This is a genomic window from Pseudomonas sp., from assembly GCF_050739995.1.
Taxonomy (GTDB): domain Bacteria; phylum Pseudomonadota; class Gammaproteobacteria; order Pseudomonadales; family Pseudomonadaceae; genus Aquipseudomonas.
Genome location: NZ_JBOICG010000353.1, coordinates 1 through 5,451, shown reverse-complemented (window position 1 = coordinate 5,451; position 5,451 = coordinate 1). Strand labels below are relative to the sequence as shown.

6 protein-coding genes are annotated in these 5,451 nt (G+C 59.2%); 4 read left to right on the top strand and 2 right to left on the bottom strand.

Annotated elements, in window-relative coordinates; all coding sequences use genetic code 11:
* Positions 1-79: 79 nt before the first annotated feature.
* Positions 80-1,318 (bottom strand): transporter associated domain-containing protein, encoded by a 1,239-nt coding sequence (locus ACRESD_RS11820; protein ID WP_431751062.1) that lies wholly within the window; start codon positions 1,316-1,318, stop codon positions 80-82.
* A gap of 12 nt (positions 1,319-1,330) precedes the next feature.
* Positions 1,331-2,143: a cytochrome C assembly family protein gene (locus ACRESD_RS11815; RefSeq protein ID WP_431751061.1), complete on the bottom strand. Its 813-nt coding sequence runs from the start codon at positions 2,141-2,143 to the stop codon at positions 1,331-1,333.
* A gap of 234 nt (positions 2,144-2,377) precedes the next feature.
* Between ACRESD_RS11815 and ffh the strand changes: the two genes are divergently transcribed.
* From ffh to trmD, 4 genes are all read left to right on the top strand, one after another.
* A complete protein-coding gene (gene ffh / locus ACRESD_RS11810; protein ID WP_003193965.1) occupies positions 2,378-3,754 on the top strand; it encodes a signal recognition particle protein in 1,377 nt (458 codons plus the stop codon).
* Between the two features lie 251 nt (positions 3,755-4,005).
* Positions 4,006-4,257 (top strand): 30S ribosomal protein S16, encoded by a 252-nt coding sequence (rpsP, locus tag ACRESD_RS11805; protein ID WP_025854836.1) that lies wholly within the window; start codon positions 4,006-4,008, stop codon positions 4,255-4,257.
* Between the two features lie 5 nt (positions 4,258-4,262).
* Complete coding sequence (rimM, locus tag ACRESD_RS11800) at positions 4,263-4,799, top strand: ribosome maturation factor RimM (RefSeq protein ID WP_003175898.1); 537 nt, start codon at positions 4,263-4,265, stop codon at positions 4,797-4,799.
* Positions 4,781-5,451, top strand: a 671-nt coding sequence (gene trmD, locus ACRESD_RS11795; RefSeq protein WP_431751060.1) for a tRNA (guanosine(37)-N1)-methyltransferase TrmD, incomplete at its 3' end; no start/stop codon positions are given. The genes rimM and trmD, both read left to right, overlap by 19 nt.

Here is a 5,451-nt window from a genome sequence, read left to right as displayed (position 1 = left end):
CAGTCACTGAGTAAGGCGACTGACCCACCGCTTTCGCGGGCAAGCCCGCTCCCACATTGGATTGAGTTTTGTCAGAGGGTTATGCAGCGACTGGCATGCGGCTGGTGTGCCAGATCAGCACCTTGCTGACGCGGTTGTCCTCGGTTTCGAGGATTTCCAGGCGATAGCGGCCGATCTTCAGGCACACCGCGCAATCGGGAATGGTCTCCAGCGCTTCAGTCACCAACCCGTTGAGCGTCTTGGGGCCATCGCTGGGCAGGTGCCAGCCCAGGCTTTTGTTCAGCTCGCGGATCGAGGCGGCGCCGTCGATGATGTAGCGCCCGTCGGTTTGCGCTTCGATGTGCGGGTTGTCCGCACTTTGCTCGCTTTCGAATTCGCCGACGATCTCTTCGAGGATATCTTCCAGGGTGACAATACCCAGTACTTCGCCGTATTCGTCCACTACCATGCCCAGGCGGCGTTGCTGCTTGTGGAAGTTCAGCAACTGCAATTGCAGGGGCGTGCTTTCCGGAACGAAGTAAGGCTCGTGGCAGGCGGCGAGCAAGGTTTCTTTGGTCAGGCTGGCATCGGGCAACAGGTGCTGGATCTGCCGCGTGTTGAGCACGGCCTCGACCTGGTTGATGTCGCTGTGGAATACCGGCAGGCGGGTGCGCTGGGAGGTGCGCAGTTGCTCGATGATCTCTTCGGTGGAGTCATCCAGGTTGATGCCATCCACTTCGCTGCGTGGCACCAGGATGTCGTTGACCGTGATGTTGTCCAGTGCGTGGATACCCGGCATGCCTGGCGTACGGCCTTCGTCGGCTTCAGGTTCCGGCTCGTCGTCATGCTCGGGCAGCGGCTCGTCGCTCTTTTTCACCACGCCGGATTTGCGCGCGAATGGGCGCACCAGCAACAGGCTGGTGCCATTGAGCAGCCAGGCCAGGGGGTAAAGGATTTTCAGTGGTACGCCCAACAACGCATTGCCGAACCCCAGTACCGCTTGCGGGTGGCGGGTGGCAAGGGCGCGAGGCAGGTAGTCGGCAAGTATCAGCAGCAGGGCGCAGGAAATCAGCCCGCCGAGCCAGGGGCCGTTCTGTGCCCAGGCGTAGATGGCGAGCAAGGTGCAGAGAATCACCACGCCAGCGCGGCACAGGCTGTTGCACAGGATCAAGCTATTGCGCGGGAAGTTCAGGCGGGCTGCGGCCTTGTCACCCTGGCGTGTGCCGGGACGCAGGGCCAGCAGGTGCTGCTGTGCGGCCTCGATGGCGGTAAACAGCGCCGCCCATAGAATCAGCAGGGCGATTACCGCGAGCATCGGCCCTAAGGGCAAGTTGTCCATTTTTGCTGCCCGTCAGATATGCAGGATGTATTCGCGAACCAGCTTGCTGCCGAAATAGGCCAGCATCAGCAAGCAGAAACCAGCCAGGGTCCAGCGGATCGCCTTGTGCCCACGCCAGCCGAGGCGGTTGCGCCCCCACAGCAACACGCTGAACACCACCCAGGCCAGGCACGCCAGCAGGGTTTTATGCACCAGGTGCTGGGCGAACAGGTTTTCAACGAACAGCCAGCCGGAAATCAGCGACAGCGACAGCAGTGTCCAGCCGGCCCACAGGAACCCGAACAGCAGGCTTTCCATGGTTTGCAGTGGCGGGAAGTTCTTGATCAGCCCGGAGGGGTGTTTGTTCTTGAGCTGGTGGTCCTGCAGCAGCAGGAGCAAGGCTTGGAACACCGCAATGGTGAACATGCCGTAGGCCAGGATCGACAACAGGATATGGGCCAGGATGCCGGGTTCTTCATCAATGACCTGAACCGTGCCGGTCGGGGTGAAGTGCGACAGCAACACTGTCAGCATTCCCAGTGGGAACAACAGCACCAGCAGGTTCTCGACCGGAATGCGGTAGCAGGCGAGCAGGGTCAGCGCGATCACGGCAGCGGCGATCAGGCTGGCGGCGCTGAAAAAGTCCAGGCCCAGGCCGACCGGAGTCATCAGGTGGGTGAACAGGCTCGTGGCATGGGCCAGCAGAGCCAGGACGCCAAGGCCTACTAGCAGACGTTTGTCCGCTTTAGTGCCTTGGGCCAGACGAGTGCCCTGATAGAGGGTCGCAGCGGCATACAAGATGGCGGCGGCGAGGCTGGGTAGCAAACTGGGTGACAAGGGGACCATAAATCCTGATAGACAAGCCCGAAAGGCGTTGAGTTTGGCATACCCCCGCGTTCCACGAAAGACTCCCGGGCCAGACAGCGGGTGTGCACGGGCGCAGTCTTCGCTATAATCCGCGACCTGCCCACGCCGCAGGCTCGCCGAGCGCTGTTTCTAATAGCGATTTACCACAGCCTGGGCCGCCATTACCTCGGTCTATCACTTCACTTCGATGAATAGGGCCTGAAAGGATCGCGCATGTTTGAAAATCTGACTGACCGTCTCTCGCAGACGCTGCGCCACGTTACCGGCAAGGCCAAGCTGACCGAGGACAATATTAAAGACACCCTGCGTGAAGTGCGCATGGCGTTGCTGGAAGCCGACGTGGCCTTGCCTGTGGTCAAGGACTTCGTCAACTCGGTCAAAGAGCGTGCGGTGGGCACCGAAGTGTCCCGCAGCCTGACCCCGGGCCAGGCCTTTGTGAAGATCGTCCAGGCCGAACTCGAAAGCCTGATGGGCGCGGCCAACGAAGACTTGAATCTCAGCGCCGTGCCTCCGGCCGTTGTGCTGATGGCCGGTCTGCAAGGTGCGGGTAAAACCACCACCGCCGGCAAGCTGGCGCGCTTCCTTAAAGAGCGCAAGAAGAAGTCTGTGATGGTGGTGTCGGCTGACGTCTACCGTCCGGCCGCTATCAAGCAGTTGGAAATGCTGGCGGGCGAAGTGGGCGTGACCTTCTTCCCGTCCGACTTGAGCCAGAAGCCGGTCGACATCGCCAACGCGGCTATTAAAGAAGCAAAACTCAAATTCATCGACGTGGTCATCGTCGATACCGCCGGTCGCCTGCACATCGACGAAGAGATGATGGGCGAGATCAAGGCGCTGCATGCCGCGATCAACCCGGTCGAGACGCTGTTCGTGGTCGATGCCATGACCGGCCAGGACGCGGCCAACACCGCCAAGGCGTTTGGTGACGCACTGCCGCTGACCGGTGTGATTTTGACCAAGGTCGACGGCGACGCCCGTGGCGGTGCTGCACTGTCGGTACGTGCCATCACCGGCAAGCCGATCAAGTTCATCGGTATGGGTGAGAAGAGCGAAGCGCTCGAGCCATTCCATCCGGAGCGTATCGCCTCGCGCATCCTCGGCATGGGCGACGTGCTCAGCTTGATCGAGCAGGCCGAAGCCACCCTCGACAAAGACAAGGCCGACAAGCTGGCCAAGAAACTGAAGAAGGGCAAGGGCTTCGACCTCGAAGACTTCCGCGACCAGTTGCAACAGATGAAGAACATGGGCGGCCTCGGCGGCCTGATGGACAAGCTGCCGAACATCGGCGGTGTGAACCTGGCGCAGATGGGCAATGCCCAGGGCGCGGCAGAGAAACAGTTCAAGCAGATGGAAGCCATCATTAACTCCATGACCCCGGCCGAGCGCCGCGACCCTGAGCTGATCAGCGGTTCGCGCAAGCGTCGGATCGCCATGGGTTCCGGCACCCAGGTGCAGGACATTGGTCGCTTGATCAAGCAGCACAAGCAGATGCAGAAGATGATGAAGAAGTTCTCTGCCAAAGGCGGCATGGCCAAGATGATGCGCGGCATGGGCGGTATGTTGCCCGGCGGCGGCATGCCGAAAATGTAAAGTATTCGAGCGGGAGCCCAGCTCCTGCTCCGACCCACAGGGACGTGGGATCTCCAGCAAACCCGCCGTTGGCGGGAGCTGACTCGCCGTTTTAACCGACGGCTCTATAGCAGATCTGAATGGCACGCCGATAGGCGCCAGAAAAAGACATTTGCAAAAGTCCGGATATTCCTTAGAATATGCGGCCTTTCGGGCACCTATGCCCGCTGTGCATTTAGATTTGCAGCACCGACTACAGGAACGATGTTCACATGCTAACAATCCGTCTTGCCCTTGGCGGCTCCAAAAAGCGCCCGTTTTACCACTTGACCGTAACTGACAGCCGCAACCCACGTGACGGCTCTCACAAGGAACAAGTTGGCTTCTTCAACCCGATCGCTCGTGGTCAAGAAGTTCGTCTGTCCGTGAACCAAGAGCGCGTAGCCTACTGGCTGAGCGTTGGTGCACAACCATCTGAGCGTGTTGCTCAGCTGCTGAAAGACTCGGCTAAGGCCGCAGCCTGAGCAATATGAACGCGACGCCAGCTGTTGCTGATGATTTGATCGTTATCGGCAAGATTTACTCTGTTCATGGCGTTCGCGGCGAAGTGAAGGTGTATTCCTTTACTGATCCGACTGAAAACCTGTTGCAGTACAAGACCTGGACGCTCAAGCGCGAAGGTAGTGTGAAACAGGTCGAGCTGGTCAGTGGACGCGGGAGCGATAAGTTCCTGGTCGCAAAGCTCAAGGGTCTTGATGATCGTGAAGAAGCTCGTCTTCTGGCCGGTTATGAGATCTGTGTGCCGCGCAACCTGTTCCCTGAATTGACCGACGGCGAGTACTACTGGTACCAGCTGGAAGGTCTGAAGGTTATCGATCAACTGGGGCAATTGCTCGGGAAAATCGATCATCTTCTGGAAACCGGCGCCAATGATGTAATGGTGGTCAAGCCTTGCGCTGGCAGCCTGGATGATCGCGAACGCCTGTTGCCGTATACCGAGCAATGCGTGTTGGCTGTCGATCTGGCCGCGGGCGAGATGAAGGTGGAATGGGACGCGGACTTCTAAGCGTGGCTAATTTGCGCATTGAAGTGATCAGTTTGTTTCCCGAGATGTTTTCCGCCATCAGCGAGTACGGCATCACCAGTCGGGCGGTGAAACAGGGGCTGTTGCAGCTCACCTGTTGGAACCCGCGAGACTACACGACGGATCGACATCACACTGTGGACGATCGCCCATTTGGCGGTGGCCCGGGCATGGTGATGAAGATCAAGCCCCTGGAAGACGCGTTGGTTCAGGCCAAGGCAGCCGCCGGGGAGAAGGCGAAGGTAATTTACCTGTCCCCTCAAGGCCGTCAGCTGAAACAGGCTGCGGTGCGCGACATGGCGAATGAGGAAGCACTGATCCTGATTGCCGGTCGTTATGAAGGCATTGACGAGCGTTTTATTGAAGCTCATGTCGATGAAGAGTGGTCGATTGGGGACTATGTCTTGTCTGGCGGCGAGCTGCCGGCGATGGTCCTGATAGATGCGGTTACACGACTGCTGCCCGGAGCTTTAGGGCATGCGGACTCCGCGGAGGAAGATTCCTTCACGGATGGTTTGCTGGATTGCCCGCACTACACCCGTCCGGAGGTGTATGTGGATCAGCGTGTTCCCGACGTATTGCTAAGTGGCAATCACGCACACATCCGGCGTTGGCGTTTACAGCAGTCCCTTGG